Consider the following 13,745-nt stretch of genomic DNA (forward strand, 5'->3'; position numbering starts at 1 on the left):
GTATCGCCCCGTTCTACTGCTGTTTGACGCCGGCGATGTCGACGGCTTCAGCCCACAGCGGGATGTCTTTCGCCAGCGTCGCCGTATATTCCGCCGGCGTGTCGCCCAACGGATCAACGCCGTAATTCACCAGCTGCGCGGCGAATTTCGGATCCTTCACTGCTGCCGCCAGTTCTTTTGCCATTCGGTCAATAATCTCCGGTGATGTTCCCGCTGGCGCCATCAGCCCGTTCCAGGTGAGGACGTTGAAGTTCGGATAGCCGGATTCGGCGACGGTCGGCACGTCGGCCGCCAGCGCCGACCGCTTTTCCGAACTGATGGCCAGCATCCGCACATTGCCGCCCGCGGCCTGCGACAGCGCATCGGACAGATTGGAGAACATCGCCGGGATATGGCCTGCTACCACGTCGGAAAGAGCCGGCGCGTTGCCTTTGTAGGGTACGTGAGTCATCTCGATGCCGGCGCGCTTAAGAAACAGCGCCATGGAAAGATGGTTCAGGCTGCCGACGCCGGCCGAACCGTAGCTTGGCGGAGCCTTGCTGGCGCGAACGTACTCGACGAACTCCTTCAGCGTCTTGACCGGAAGATCGTTGTTTATGACCAGCGCGAACGGATTGGTCCCGATGTTACTGATCGGCGCAAAATCCTTCTGCGAATCGTAGCGCACCTTCTGCATCGCCGGCACCACGGCCATCACCGGCAGCGCGGCGACGAACAGCGTATAGCCATCGGGCGCAGCCTTCTTTGCCATTTCGGCTGCGATCGCACCGCCGGCCCCCGGACGATTTTCAACCACGAACGACTTGCCGAATGCCTCGCTAAGGCGCTGCGCCGCCATGCGGCCAATGCCGTCGGTGTTGCCGCCAGCCGCGAACGGCACGATGACCGTCACCGGCTTCTGCGGCCAGGTTTGCGCCCGTGCGCCCGATGAAAGGAGGGCGGTGGCAGCGCCTGCAGCGAGACCGAGCACGTGACGGCGAGAGGGCATGAAGTTCTCCAAAAATCCATCGAGGACGCGCAAACCGATCGGGTCGGTGCCTGTTTTGTGTCGACCTACGGGCAAGGCCAATAACGACGTGAGCCTCACCGCGCTAATGGGCGGCACCGGAAAAATCTTGCAAGACATTGCTGCGTTCCACGCGCACGCGTCGCGTGGTCTCCGGTGTGTTGCGGCTGCGTCCAACAAAACGGGGAATGCCGGCCGTGACCACCGCCCCGACCGCGGGCACGTCGCCGTTCCGCAAGGCCGACATCGCGTCCGGCTGCGAGCCGCCGAGGCAGGCATCGATGACGACGACGTCGGCGTCGCGACCGGCGGCAATCAGGCCGCTGTTCAAGCGATAAATGCGTGCGTTGCTGCCGGTGGCGGCCGCAATAGCGCGTTCGGGCGCCATGCCGCCCAGCGATGCGAGATGGCTGATGGTGTAGAGCATGCCGAGCGGCATGATGCCGCTGCCGGTCGGCGTATCGGTGGCGATCAAAAGTCTTTCGTTCTGGCCGGCTTTGTCGAGCAGATCCGCCACCAGAAGAGTGGTGCGCAAATTGCCGGCGGTGCAGACCTGCAGGGCGATGCTGGACTCATTCACTAGCCGCGGAAAGTCGCGATCGGGAATCGCCACCGGGCCGCCGTTGACGTGATAGGAGACGTCCGGGTTCATCGCCAGTACGTGGTCGGCCCAGATCCCCGCCGAGCCGGGGATCGACGAACCGCCGGTGTGCGCCATGGCGATCATGCCGCGGGCACGCGCCATGTGGATCAATGGCGCATAGTCGAAGGGCGTGGCGAAGGCGCCAAACCCGGCCTTGACCATCCAAACGCCGTCGCGCACCAAATCATCAAAATCCTGTTCGACGAGGCCCGGCTCGAGGATTAGCGAACCGGCATGAACGCGCATACCGCCGGGGCGATAGTCGGCAAAGCAGCGTTGCGCGGCCACGGCCAGCGCCTTGACCCCGACCACGTCCTTCGGCCGCCCGGGCACATGGACTTCGGACGCGCTGATTGAGGTGGTGACGCCGCCATGGACGTAGCTTTCGAGAAAGCCGACCACCTTTTGCCGTGGCGTGTAGTCGCCAAAGGTGATGTGGACGTGGGAGTCGATCAGGCCGGGGATGGCGATGGCGCCGTCGGCATCGATCACCACATCGCAAGCATCGACCGCCGCAGTGGAGGCGGTGCCGACGGAGACGATTACGCCGTCGGCCATGATGATGGAATCGCCCGCCACCGTCGGTGCGTTCAGATCACCGCTGACGATCGCGCCGAGATTGACGATGGCGGTTTTCATAGCTCAGGCCTTTGCGTCACGCGCGAAAACTTCCTCGTGGGTGATGCCGCCGACCCGCGCGCCGATCCGGCCGGCGCTCGCCAGGCAGAAGATGATGGCCACTTCGTCGGGCATCGGGGTGTCCTGCAACATCAGGGTCATGCCGTCGTAATGCGAACGCACATAGATTTCGTTGCGATGATTCATGGGAATGTCGATCTGGCCGCCCGGCGACGCCATCTTCACCATCGAGGAAATCCACGCCTTGCCACCGCCGATCACGTCGCGCAGCGGATTGGCATAGGTCGTGCTGAGCAGCGCCGCGGCGTGCTCGACCTCGCCATGCAGGCCGACGAGGCCGCCTTTGCCATAGCTCTGCGCCTCGAACGAGCCCAGCGCCTGCAGCGCCATCTTGCCCATCATCGTGTCCAACTCTGCGCTGGCCTCGATCAGCGGGCCAAGATCCTCCACATGCTGCAACGCATAGGGATTTTCCAGCACCGCGACGATGGCGACCTTGCGCACCGGCACCGCGATCCTGCGGCCGGCATGTTCGCTCTTGTCTTCGACAATCGACCAGGTGCGGCGGATGTTTAGGTTCATTGCGAAGGGCTCCACATGCTTGACAGGCGCTATAACTCCGCTATCAGGTAGTCTGACAATCTGTCAATCAGGTATTTTCCATGAGCGTCAAAGGCCAAGCGGTTCTGTTCTCGGAAATGATTCCGGACGAGGCTTTCGCCGACCGGTTTCACAATTGGTACGACACCCACCACATCCCGATCCGCGTAGCCTGCAAGGGCTTCGTGAGCGCGCAGCGCTACAGCCGCCACGATGACGGCGGGTTTCTGGCGGTGTATGAAATGGATGACGTTCACGTGTTGTCCAGCGATCCCTACAAGAGGATCAAGAACAAGCCGTCGGAAGAGACCGCGTGGATGCTGGCCAACGTGAGTGGCTTCACACGCTATCTCGGCGGCGAGACGTCTCTCACGCCGGCCGAGCCTGCCAAGGCCGAACTGCTGATAGATGCGCCCGTGCTCTATGCCGTGCTGTTCAACATCCCGGCGGAGCACCACGAAGACTTCAACGGCTGGTATGATAGCGACCACATTCCTCTGCTGATGCAGTGCAAAGAATGGCTGATGGTGCGACGGATGCGAATTGCCGATGGCGTTCCGGGCCCGTATACCCACATGGCGCTGCACTACCTGGCCGATGCAAAGGCACTGCAGTCGCCGGAACGGGAGGCGGCCCGGAACACGCCATGGCGTAACCGCTTGGCAAAGAATGAATGGTTTAAGGCAAGCTACTCCGTGTTCGATCGCCTCGGACCGCGACACGTCGGAAAATCCAGAGACCATGGCAGCACCTGACCTTCGGATTTCACCCAAATCGGTGCAGCAGCAGATCGTCCAAAAGCTGCGCGGCGCCATCGTCGAAGGCTTCTTCAAACCGGGCGATCGGCTGATTGAAGCCAATTTGTGCGAAATGATGGGGGTCAGTCGTCCGTCGATACGCGAGGCGCTGCGCAGCCTGGAAGCCGAGCGTCTGGTCTGCATCATTCCGAACCGCGGCCCACAAATCCCGGTGCTGTCCCGCGATCACGCGGCCGAGATCTACAAGGTGCGGGCTCTGCTAGAAGGCGAAGCGGCGTTCATTGCCGCCAAACGCGCCTCGCCGGATGATCTCAAACTGATGCGCACAGCACTTGCAGCCTTCGGCAAGGCGGTTCGCGCCAACGACATGCAGACAGAAGTTTCGGCTACGTCGGAGTTCTACAGCCATATTCTCCGGGTCTGCGGTAATCGTATTATGGAAGAGACGCTGACGGGGCTGCTGGCGCGCGTCAATTTTCTGCGCGCGCATTCGATGTCGCGGCCAGGTCGGGCCAAGGTAAGCCTGCAGGAGATGAAGGCGATATACGAGGCCATTGCAGGAAATAACGGCAATGCTGCCCGCAGTGCCGCTGTGAAGCATGTCGAGAACGCACATCTTTCGGCAAACGAAGCCTATGAGTCCTTTAGCGCAGAGGAAAGCGCTGCTTGAACCCTGTCGTCCTAAATGAGGTGATCGCCAGATTTGTTCGCATTGTCGCCTCGTAGGCGATACAGCAAAACGCTTCATTAGCGCCGGCGATTGGCGGCTGATCGCTCTTGACGGATTGTGTTGAAGAAGTCGGCGCGCAAACTGTTCACGACGGCTCTGTTAGCGAAGCGCGTGTCAATTCGTTTCGGCTCAGGCAGGCGTTGGGACGGTCGACGGCACCAGCTTTGCGAGCTTTCGGAGGTTCTGGGCGGTGGCGGCGAGGAGGAACTCGTCGTGAGCGCCGTAAGGGCCTCGCAGCCGAAGCCGGTCCAGGCGCAGAATGCGCTTCAGGTGCGCGAACAGCATCTCGATTTTCTTTCGCTCACGTCGCGACGTTACGTAAGCCTCGGTCCTGGCCATGTCGCGCGCGACATCTCTTGCGCTTTCGTAGATAGATCGCGGCACCTTCCGGGAAGGCATCTTCGGACAGCAACGAGGCTTGAGACCGCAGAGGTCGCAGTCACGCTTGCTGGCGCGATAGAGAAGCGTCGCTCCGTCATTCACCAGGGTCCGATGCACAACGGTGGCGCTGTCGAGGCCCGACCCTCCGTGCCAATGACCATGAGACATCTGAGTCCGAAGAGTTTAGCCTCGGGGCGTAGGACAGAGATCACATGGTTATGCCGAATAGAGATGTGAAGTTGGGTGCGGCCGCGGGGGCTGGTGCGGCGGAAGGCCGGAGGCCGGCCGCCGTGCCAGCCCCCGCGGCGACGACGCCTGAACTGTCTGATCGCCCGCGGCGTCGAACCTTCACCCTGCAGGACAAGCTGCGAGTTCTGGCGGAGATCGACCGCGCCCCCGCGGGCGGCACCGGCGCGATCCTGCGCCGAGAGGGCCTGTACTCGTCGACCCTGAGCGAATGGCGCCGACTGAGGGACGCTGGCATGCTCGGCGGACAGCATCCGGTCAAACGTGGACCCAAGCCCGCGATACGCAACCCGATGGCACAGGAACTGGCGCAGACCCAGCGAGAGAATGCGCGGCTGTTACGCAAGCTCGAGCACGCCGAAGCCATCATCGCGATCCAAAAAAAAGTGGCGGCCTTGCTGGCGACAGCAGACAGCGACGACGCATGATGGTCGACGCAATTGTCGCCCTGGCGGTAACGCCTCGTCTCACCGCCGGCGCGTGCTGGGCTCTGAACGTGTCGCGTGCCAGCGTCTATCGTCGGCGCGCGCATTTGGCGAGGCCGCCGACGTTACGTCAGCCGAGACCAAAGCCGCCACGCGAGTTGGCCGCCATCGAACGCCAGAACGTGCTGGATTTGCTGCGCGCCCCACGCTTTGCCAATCAGGCTCCCGCCGAGATCTACGCCGGCCTGCTCGACGAAGGCATTTACCACTGCTCGATCCGGACCATGTACCGCATCCTGGTTCAAAGCCAGGAAGTCCGCGAACGTCGTAACCAGCTGCGGCATCCGATCTACAAAAAGCCCGAGCTGTTGGCGCAAGCGCCCAACGAGGTCTGGTCCTGGGACATCACCAAGCTGATGGGACCAGCCAAGTGGTCCTACTTCTATCTCTACGTCATCATCGACATTTTCAGCCGGCGTATTGTCGGCTGGTGTGTCGCCGATCGGGAAAGCGCCACGCTATTCGCGGCGTTGTTCAAGGACGCCATCACCAAACATTCGGTACCCATCGGTCAACTCACCTTGCATGCCGACCGTGGTGGCCCGATGCGAGCCAAGACTACCGCGCTGCTGCTCGCAGATCTCGGCGTCACCAAGTCTCACAGTCGGCCGCACACCTCCAACGATAATCCGTTCTCGGAGAGCCACTTCAAAACCATGAAATACCAGCCGCAGTTTCCGCAACGTTTCGGCTGCATCCAGGACGCCAAGGCGTTCTGCCGCGGCTTCTTCGACTGGTACAATCAGGTCCATCACCATGCCGGAATAGGCCTGATGACGCCCGACCAAGTGCACTTCGGTCAGGCCGACCAGGTCCATGCTGCCCGCCAAATCACGCTCAACGGTGCCTTCAGCAGAAACCCCGAACGTTTCGTCAGAAAGCAGCCTGAACCGCCTGCAAAGCCGATCGCGACCTGGATCAATCCGCCCGCGGACCGACATCCAATTCAAGCCTAAATACAAAACTGGACTGTCTCATAATCGTTGACACGCTCCGCCGCAGATCCTGCTCGCCCACCATCTGAAGGCGTTGAAGCTGCCGACGTTCCTGCGAGAGTACGACAAGGTCGCCCGGCTGTGTGCGGCTGAAGGCGTCGACCATCCGCGTTACCTGATGCGGCTGGCCGAGATGGAGATGATTGATCGCGAGCGACGTATGGTGGAGCGCCGGATCAAGGCGGCGCGGTTCCCGACCGTTAAAAGCCTCGACAGCTTCGACTTCCTGGCGTTGCCATCGCTGAACAAGATGTTGGTGCTGGAACTGGCGCGCTCGGACTACGTCGAGCGGCGCGAAAACATCATTGCTGTCGGCAACAGCGGCACAGGCAAGAGCCACATCGCGCTCGGGCTTGGCTTGGCGGCCTGCCAGAAGGGTCTATCGGTTGGCTTCATCACGGCGTCGGCTCTGGTCCACGAACTGCTCGAAGCGCGCGACGAAAAACGGCTACTGCGTCTTCAGCGTCAGCTCGCCGGCTACAAGCTGCTGATCATCGACGAACTCGGCTATGTACCACTCTCTGTGACCGGGGCCGAGCTGCTGTTCGAGGTCTTCAGCCAGCGCTACGAGCGAGGCAGCACGTTGGTCACGAGCAATCTGCCGTTCGACGAGTGGACGTCCGTGTTCGGCTCCGAGCGGCTCACCGGCGCGCTCCTCGACCGCCTCACGCATCACGTCCATATCCTCGAGATGAACGGCGACAGCTTCAGGCTCGCCGACTCCAGGCGCCGGTCACGCCGAGCGCGGTCAGAACCGCCGGCGGATGCGGCCCCTCAGGAATAAAACGCGAAAAGCAAGAAGGCCCCCGATCGGGGGCCTTCTTGCTTGCGTCCGTGCTGCACTTTTACTCCGGCCACCCGCTGTAAAATCTCTCCGGCGTTGACATACATGCCCTAACCAATGTGCCGTCTGTGTGCGGGGTGCGACAGTGGGACGGCTGTGCCGGTCCGCTTTTTTTCTGAGATGTTGGACGATCGGCGGCTTCTGGCGCAAGCGGCCATCGGCAAACAATGATGCGGCTTCCTAACGTCATCGCAGATGGGCGTTTCTAGGACACCAGACTCGCTGTGTTGGTTAGCGCTATTGTATGATGCTGAAGTGGACGGCGGCCATTCGTCCGGAATGCTTTCCAGGCGCGGCCCGGTTGGGAGCGATGATCGGGCAGCGTTTCGATCTCGCCCTGACGGGGGCGGTCTTACCATCGGAAGATGCCCATCTAAAATAAGGAAAGAAAATTACGCTTGCCATCAATTTTTTCAGGTGTATGTTTTGAACATGTGTTCAAAACGAATGATCGATGCCCCTGACAGCGACGCACGTGATGCGATCACCCGGGCAGCTGTTCGCCAATTCGCCAGAAAAGGCGTGGAGACGACCATGCGGGATATCGTGGAGGAGGCAGGCATCAGCCTTGGGGCGATCAACTATCATTTCGGCTCCAAGCTCGGACTGGCTTACGAGGTTTATGAAGATGTCGCGTGGCGAGCCTGCGAGCAGCGCCGGATGGCTTATGAGTCACTGGAAGCGGAGGCCAACGGCGGCCCCGTGCCGGCGGATAAAATTTTTCGCGCTTTGATCAAGCCATATCTCGAGGGCGATGAGGATCGCCGCAAGCTGCTGATTTACATCTTGCAACAGCAACGCCTCGCCAAGCTGAAGCTCGCGCGCGAACTCGGAATCAAACATTTCGATCAAATCGCGCGCAAGACCATTGCGATGCTGCGCAGGAGCTATCCGCACCTCACCGCCCGCGATGTCGCATGGCGTTACAATCTCGCGCTCGCCGCCGTGGTGTGGGTGGTGTCGGACTGTGGTCTCGATAATCGCCTGAAGATCATCTCCGACGGTGAGGCCGATGCTGCGGACCGCGACCAGCTTATGAAATACACCATCGACTTTATCGTCGGCGCATTCGATCGAGGTTCGGCGCCATGAATAAAAATAGCACATAAAAAGAATAGCCAAGGAGAAAACAACAATGCCGAAATGGCAATATACCAAGGGCCTGCACGACATCGGCGGTAACAACTATGCCTACCTGCAGCCGGATGGCGGCTGGGGCTGGAGCAATGCGGGCCTGATCGTCGACGGGGAGCAGAACCTGCTCGTCGACACGCTGTTCGACCTGAAGCTTACGCAAGAGATGCTCGACACCATGCGCGACGCGGTGCCGGCGGCGAAATCGATTAAGTCGCTGGTCAACACTCACGCTAACGGCGACCATACGTTCGGCAATCAACTTGTCTCCGGCGCCGAAATTATCACGACCAAGGAGACTGCAGAAGAAATGCTCGAGCGGCCGCCAGAGGGGTTGAAGGAGATCAAGCGCAACCATCGGGCACTGGGCGAAGGCGCCGAATTTTTCTACGAGATGATGGGCAAGAATTTTGACTGGGACGATGTCGTCTATACCGCGCCGACGAAGACCTTCTCTGGTCAACTCGATCTCAAAGTCGGTGACAAGGACGTGAAGCTTGTCTATGCGGGTCCGGCGCACACCAGCGGCGATACGCTTGTCTACGTGCCCAAGGACAAGACGGTGTTTGCAGGCGACCTCCTGTTTGTCGGCGGCCATCCGGTGATTTGGGCCGGCCCAGTTGGAAACTGGATTAAGGCCTGCGATCTGATCCTGAGCTGGGACGTCGATATCGTCGTGCCGGGCCATGGTCCGGTCACCGACAAGTCCGGCGTGACTCGGTTCAAAAGCTATCTCGAATACATCAATGCGGAAGCGCGCAAGCGCTATGATGCCGGCATGGACGCCTATACGGCGGCCACCGAAATCAAGATGGACCCGTATATGGACTGGATTGATAGCGAGCGGATCGTAATCAACGTGGCGTCGCTGTACAAGGAATATGGCAGCCCGGAAGAGATCGTCCCGTTGAACCTGTGGAAGGACATGTCGCGTTTCCACAAGGCAGGTTTGTGCAACTGCGCGCGCCATACTGGCGTGTTCAAGGCGAGCTGAGGTGCGATCATGAAGCTCGTCACATTCCTGACCGCTGCGGGCCAACAGCATATCGGCGCGCTAGGCGTCGACGAGAGCACCATCGTCGACTTTACGGCCAGCAGCAACGCGGCGCACTTCCGCGACATGCTGGCGCTGATCGACGGCGGGCCGCAGGCGCTCGACGCCGCCCGCGCCATTCGGGAAGACGGCAATGCCGTGGTGATTTCCGTCGCCGGGCTGAAGTTGCTCGCGCCGGTGCCCGAACCGCGTCAGATGCGCGATTGCCTTTGCTTCGAGAAGCACTTGAAGCAGGCGATGGCATCAAAGCTGTTACGCAACGATCCGAACAAGCCGGTCCATCCCGACGACGTCAAGATACCGGACGTCTGGTACAAGCAGCCGATCTATTACAAAGGCAATCGTTTCAGCGTCGTCGGCGACGGAGCCGATGTCGAATGGCCGAGCTACTCGAAGATCCTCGATTACGAGATGGAGTTTTGCATCTTCACGTCGAAGGGCGGCAAGAACATTGCCCGAGAAAATGCGCGCAGCCACATCTTCGGCTATTCGATCTTCAACGACATCAGCGCCCGTGATGCGCAGGCCGAGGAAATGCTCGGCATGCTCGGCCCCGCCAAGGGCAAGGATTTCGATACCGGCAACGTGATCGGTCCCTGGCTGGTCACCGCCGACGAGATTCCGGATCCATACAATCTCACCATGACGGTGCGCATCAACGGCAAGGAACGCTCGCGCGGCAATAGCGGCGAGATGTACCACAAGTTCGAGGATATTCTGGCCCATGTCTCAAAGGACGAGACCATTCGTGCCGGCGAGTTCTTTGGATCGGGAACGGTTGGCAACGGCTGCGCCCTCGAAATTGGCGGTTACGTCGAGCCGGGCGATGTCATCGAGCTGGAAGTCACTGGGCTCGGCGTGCTGCGCAACCGCATTCTGGGACCCAAGCAAAGCTGATCTGACCAGCCGCAAGAGCGGGCAGTGACCAACGTCCATGAGGGGAACATCCAATGAGACTGAATCGTATGATTGCCATTCTGGGGGCGATTCCGATCGTGCTCGGCTTCGCTGCCGGACACGCATCGGCGGCCACAAAGCTGAAATTCGGCTATTCGGCGGCATCGGCCTTCTCCAGCGCCTTTGTCGCCGCAGACCAGGGAATCTTCACGAAGCATGGTCTCGATGTGGAGATGGTGCTGGTGCCGAACTCATCAACGACACCGGCCGCGCTGGTTTCCGACAGTTTGCAGATCGCTACGCCGACGGCTCCGGTGACCCTGCAGGCGATCGAGAACGGGCTCGATCTGGTAATCCTGACGGGTGCGGGGATTACCGTAAAGGGCGCGACCGACGCGGCCGTGCTCGGCCGCGAGGGATCCGATATCAAAGTCGCCAAGGATTTCGAAGGCAAGAAGGTCGGCACGCCCGGTCTCAACGGTTTTCTCCATGTGCTGTTTCGCGAATGGATGACGCGCAACGGCGCCGACTGGAAGAAGACGGTGTTCGTGGAATCGTCCTTTGCCCAGCTTGGCGACGTACTCAAGGGCGGGCAGGTCGATGGCATCCTTACCGCGGACCCGTTCAAGACGCGGGTGCTGGAAGCCAAGCAGGGCTATGTCGTCTCCAATTACATTGGTGAGATCGGCGACGGCATCGCGTCAGGCTGGTTCGTGAGTTCGCGCAAGTGGGCCACGAGCAACAAGGAGGCCGCCGCAGCGTTCCAGAAGGCGATCAACGAGGCGACCGACCTCGGCAACAAGGATCCGGCGGTTCTGCGCAGGGCGATTGGCGTCTATACCAAACTGCCGGAGTCAGCGCTGGCGCAGGTCGTGTTGCCGGTTCTTGAGTCCAGCATGCCGGATTCCAAGGTCAACGACTGGTCGAAAATGTGCGTGGCGCAGGGCTTGACCAAGCGGCCGTCCGATCCGGCCCGGATCGTCTGGAAATGAGCGCGGTTCACAAGATCGTGGACCCGCAAAGCAGAGCGGTCGGGGGTCCCCCGATCGTCACGCTTGAAAACGTCAGCTTTTCGGTGGCTTCGGGCGCCGGGCGGCTGTCGATCCTTGAAAATATCAGCTTGGAGATTGGGGCAGGAGAATTTCTCTCGATCATCGGCGGCTCAGGCTGCGGCAAGACTACGCTGCTGCGCCTGATCGGCGGCCTGAACTCGCCGACAGCAGGCACCATCACCTTCAAGGGCGAGCGGATCACGAAGCCGTCGCGCAAGCGCGCCGTGGTGTTTCAGGATTACACCAAGGCGCTGCTGCCGTGGCGCACGGTGGTCGGCAATATCGAACTCGCGCTCGACACCCAGAAGCCGCAGCCGGACGCGCGCAGCAAGGCGGCCGCCGTCGAACAGCTGCTGGCGCAGGTAGGCCTCACCGATGCCGCCGGCCGCTATCCGCGGCAGCTGTCCGGCGGCATGCAGCAACGCCTGCAGATCGCCCGTTGCTTGGCGATGGAGCCGGAACTGCTTTTGATGGACGAGCCGTTCGGCGCGCTCGATGCGATGACGCGGCAGACCCTGCAGGACGAAGTGGCGCGGATCGCGCAGGAGACAGGAATGACGGTGGTCTTCATCACCCACGACATCGAAGAGGCGATCTATCTCGGCAACCGGGTCTGCGCGATGGAAAGCCGTCCCGGACGAATTTCTGCTGTGCTGGACATTGACCTGAAATATCCACGCGATCAGCTCAAGACCCGCGAAGAGGGCAAATTCCTGGCCTATCGGCACGAACTCTTCGACTATTTGCCACGAGCACACTGATGCGCGGCCTGGCCCTGCCCATCTTGATGTTCGCGCTCTGGCAAGCCGTCGGCATGTCGGGCGTCGTGCAGTCCGACGCCATGTCCTATCCGAGCCAGATCGCCCGGGCCGGGCTGGGTGCAGTGATGGATGGCAGCATTCTCGTGGCCACGCAGCAGACGATTACCACCGCGCTGTCCGGCCTCGCCATCGGCGGCAGCCTCGGCGTTGCACTCGGCGCCTGGTTCGGTCTATCGCACCGTGCCGGACGGTTGGCGCAGACTTCGGTCGAAGTGTTGCGGCCGGTGCCTTCGGTGGCGCTGATCCCGCTGGCGATGCTCACTTTCGGCTATGGCTACGGCATGGGCATCTCGGTCGTGGCGTTTGCCTGCCTGTGGCCGACCTTGATCATCACGCAGTCCGCCGTGGCGCAGGTGCCGCGCGAACTTCTGGAAGTGGCCGACGGGCTGGAATTAAACTGGCTGCAACGGCTGATGCATATCGTGATGCCGAAGATCGTACCGAGTCTGTTTACAGCGGTTCGTCTGGCCGCCGGCGTTGCGCTGATCGTCGCTGTCACGGTAGAAATCACCGCCAATCCGCTCGGTCTGGGCTATGCGCTGGTGGTCGCGCAGGAGACGCTGCATCCGGACCGGATGTTTGCCTATTTGATCTGGGTAGGCCTGCTCGGCTGGTTGTTGAATGCCGGTCTGGTCACGATGCAGCGCCGTCTGTTCGTTCGGTGGGACACAGCATGATCAAGACCTCGCGCTTGCCCGATCCCGGCTCGATCCTCGTCCTGCTCTGCGTGATTGGCGTCTGGGAGTTGACCGCGCTGTCCGGGCTTCTGTCTCCGGTGTTCCTGCCGCCGGTTGAAAATGCGCTGGCTGCGCTGGCGGCACTCGCCAGCGACGGCACGTTGTGGACTGCGATCATTGGCACCACCGGCCGGATGCTGGTCGGCTTCGCCTTTGCGACGTTGGTCGGCTGCAGCCTTGGCATCCTGATCGGTCTGTCGCCGCGCGCCCGCGCCTACATCGAGCCAAGCCTCGAATTCTTGCGGCCGCTGCCGGCGTCGGCCATCATTCCGGCCGCGATTCTGATGCTTGGGCTGACCAAGACCATGATCATCGTCGTGATTGCCTTCGGTTCGCTCTGGCCGACCCTGCTGGCCACTGTTCAGGGTATCAAGTCGGTCGAGCCGCGCCTGTTCGAAATGGCGCGGACGATGGAGCTGTCGAGGCGCGAGGTCATCCAGGCCATCGTGTTGCCCTCGGCGCTGCCCGACATCTTCGCGGGTGTGCGTCTTGGGCTCACGGTGTCGCTCATCCTTGCTGTGGTCACCGAGATGATGTCCGCCGAACCCGGCCTCGGCAGCATCATTCTCCAGGCGGCCCGTTCATTCAACAGTGCGGATCTGTTTGCCGGCGTGATCGTCCTGGGTGGTCTGGGGTTTGTCATCAACATGGTGATGGAAGAGGCGCAACGGCGGCTGATGGCTTGGCAGAATTAGGTACTGTCGGAGGATCCGGCATTCGCCG

Annotated in this window: 14 protein-coding genes and 1 pseudogene; 11 read left to right on the forward strand and 4 right to left on the reverse strand. The window is 61.2% G+C overall.

Translation table 11 applies throughout. From position 1 onward, the window contains the following. Positions 1–13 precede the first annotated feature (13 nt). The 3 genes from FNL56_RS07215 to FNL56_RS07225 are packed head-to-tail and all read right to left on the reverse strand — an operon-like array spanning position 14 to position 2,870. Positions 14–1,126: a Bug family tripartite tricarboxylate transporter substrate binding protein gene (locus FNL56_RS07215; RefSeq protein WP_143581867.1), complete on the reverse strand. Its 1,113-nt coding sequence runs from the start codon at positions 1,124–1,126 to the stop codon at positions 14–16. Then, positions 1,092–2,288, reverse strand: coding sequence for an amidohydrolase family protein (locus FNL56_RS07220; RefSeq protein WP_143581868.1), 1,197 nt, complete (start codon positions 2,286–2,288; stop codon positions 1,092–1,094). The genes FNL56_RS07215 and FNL56_RS07220 overlap by 35 nt, the downstream gene beginning before the upstream one ends. 3 nt (positions 2,289–2,291) lie before the next feature. Then, a complete protein-coding gene (locus FNL56_RS07225) occupies positions 2,292–2,870 on the reverse strand; it encodes an amino acid synthesis family protein (RefSeq protein ID WP_143581869.1) in 579 nt (192 codons plus the stop codon). A gap of 80 nt (positions 2,871–2,950) precedes the next feature. Between FNL56_RS07225 and FNL56_RS07230 the strand changes: the two genes are divergently transcribed. Next, entirely contained in the window at positions 2,951–3,643 is a 693-nt protein-coding gene (locus tag FNL56_RS07230; RefSeq protein ID WP_143581870.1) for a DUF4286 family protein, read from the forward strand. Further along, positions 3,630–4,316, forward strand: coding sequence for a GntR family transcriptional regulator (locus tag FNL56_RS07235; protein ID WP_143581871.1), 687 nt, complete (start codon positions 3,630–3,632; stop codon positions 4,314–4,316). Before FNL56_RS07230 ends, FNL56_RS07235 begins: the two co-directional genes overlap by 14 nt. Before the next feature lie 189 nt (positions 4,317–4,505). On the opposite strand, the pseudogene FNL56_RS07240 reads toward FNL56_RS07235, so the two are convergent. Then, positions 4,506–4,844 (reverse strand): annotated as a pseudogene (locus FNL56_RS07240) (transposase); the annotation flags it as partial. Between the two features lie 370 nt (positions 4,845–5,214). Between FNL56_RS07240 and FNL56_RS07245 the strand changes: the two are divergent. The 9 genes from FNL56_RS07245 (at position 5,215) to FNL56_RS07285 (ending at position 13,717) form a co-directional block, all read left to right on the forward strand. Further along, the gene (locus FNL56_RS07245) at positions 5,215–6,444 is read left to right on the forward strand and encodes an IS3 family transposase (RefSeq protein WP_246661631.1); all 1,230 of its coding nucleotides are present in this window, start codon (positions 5,215–5,217) and stop codon (positions 6,442–6,444) included. Between the two features lie 64 nt (positions 6,445–6,508). Beyond that, positions 6,509–7,267 (forward strand): IS21-like element helper ATPase IstB, encoded by a 759-nt coding sequence (gene istB, locus FNL56_RS07250; protein WP_441351294.1) that lies wholly within the window; start codon positions 6,509–6,511, stop codon positions 7,265–7,267. A gap of 507 nt (positions 7,268–7,774) precedes the next feature. Next, entirely contained in the window at positions 7,775–8,419 is a 645-nt protein-coding gene (locus FNL56_RS07255) for a TetR/AcrR family transcriptional regulator (RefSeq protein WP_168204640.1), read from the forward strand. Positions 8,420–8,462: 43 nt separating this feature from the next. Continuing rightward, on the forward strand, positions 8,463–9,455 hold the full coding sequence (locus tag FNL56_RS07260; RefSeq protein WP_143581874.1) for an MBL fold metallo-hydrolase: 993 nt from the start codon (positions 8,463–8,465) through the stop codon (positions 9,453–9,455). Positions 9,456–9,464: 9 nt separating this feature from the next. After that, a complete protein-coding gene (locus FNL56_RS07265; RefSeq protein ID WP_143581875.1) occupies positions 9,465–10,412 on the forward strand; it encodes a fumarylacetoacetate hydrolase family protein in 948 nt (315 codons plus the stop codon). Positions 10,413–10,465: 53 nt separating this feature from the next. Next, positions 10,466–11,404 carry an ABC transporter substrate-binding protein gene (locus FNL56_RS07270; protein WP_143581876.1) on the forward strand — a complete coding sequence of 313 codons (939 nt, stop codon included), beginning with the start codon at positions 10,466–10,468 and terminating at the stop codon, positions 11,402–11,404. After that, complete coding sequence (locus tag FNL56_RS07275) at positions 11,401–12,225, forward strand: ABC transporter ATP-binding protein (protein ID WP_143581877.1); 825 nt, start codon at positions 11,401–11,403, stop codon at positions 12,223–12,225. The genes FNL56_RS07270 and FNL56_RS07275 overlap by 4 nt, the downstream gene beginning before the upstream one ends. Continuing rightward, positions 12,225–12,962: an ABC transporter permease gene (locus tag FNL56_RS07280; RefSeq protein ID WP_143581878.1), complete on the forward strand. Its 738-nt coding sequence runs from the start codon at positions 12,225–12,227 to the stop codon at positions 12,960–12,962. Before FNL56_RS07275 ends, FNL56_RS07280 begins: the two co-directional genes overlap by 1 nt. Then, positions 12,959–13,717, forward strand: a complete 759-nt coding sequence (locus tag FNL56_RS07285) for an ABC transporter permease (RefSeq protein WP_143581879.1) — start codon at positions 12,959–12,961, stop codon at positions 13,715–13,717. The genes FNL56_RS07280 and FNL56_RS07285 overlap by 4 nt, the downstream gene beginning before the upstream one ends. Positions 13,718–13,745: the final 28 nt, after the last annotated feature.

The sequence above is a fragment of the Tardiphaga sp. vice304 genome (assembly GCF_007018905.1).
Taxonomy (GTDB): domain Bacteria; phylum Pseudomonadota; class Alphaproteobacteria; order Rhizobiales; family Xanthobacteraceae; genus Tardiphaga.